The following is a 719-nucleotide window of genomic DNA, read 5'->3' on the forward strand; positions in this document are numbered from 1 at the left end:
CGACCACCAAGTCGATGATCAAAAACGGAATGAACAGCATAAAGCCGATTTGGAACGCAGTTTTAAGCTCACTGATCACAAACGCAGGAAGAACAACGGCAAACGAGATGTCTTCTACTTTTTGATCGAGCGGCTCATTGGCAATTCGCAACATTTGCTCAAGAGAGCTCTGATGGGTTTGCGCCAACATGAAGTTGCGCACGGGCTTTTCCGCCACGGAAAATGCTTGAACCAGCGTAATTTCACCATTGTCGTATGGTTGGAACGCATTCTCGTAGATATCCGTCCAAACAGGGCGCATGATGAGCAGAGTAAGCGTTAATGCAATACCCACTAACACGCGGTTTGGCGGGCTCTGCTGCAAACCAAGCGCTTGGCGCAAGATAGCCAGCACCACAATAATGCGTGTAAAGCTCGTCGCCATCAAAATGAAAGCAGGAAGGAAACTGAGCGCCGTCATCAACAAAAGAATTTGTAGTTTAACGCTGTACTCTTGTTGTGCGTCGCCGTCCGTAACGGACAGAATTGTTAAGCCGTTGTCTGCTGCCATTGTTGGGAATGCAAACAAAAGAGACACCAATACCAACAAAGGTAACCAACGATGCCAAGCGCTCAGATTGTTCATTGTACTGCCTACCAAAAATTATCGACCAACGCCGCTTAATGCCGAATCGTGTACGTCAATCAAGCGAAGACCGTATTTGTCATTAACGACAACT

At 47.1% G+C, this 719-nt stretch carries 1 protein-coding gene and 1 pseudogene; both read right to left on the bottom strand.

Translation table 11 applies throughout. The features are described 5' to 3' along the window. Nucleotides 1-625, bottom strand: a 625-nt coding sequence (locus R7093_RS25415) for a flagellar type III secretion system pore protein FliP (protein WP_318147045.1), incomplete at its 3' end; no start/stop codon positions are given. An 18-nt stretch (nt 626-643) separates the two neighbouring features. After that, a pseudogene (locus R7093_RS25420) lies at nt 644-719 on the bottom strand (flagellar motor switch protein FliN); the annotation flags it as partial.

Source organism: Vibrio sp. 1580 (assembly GCF_033340055.1).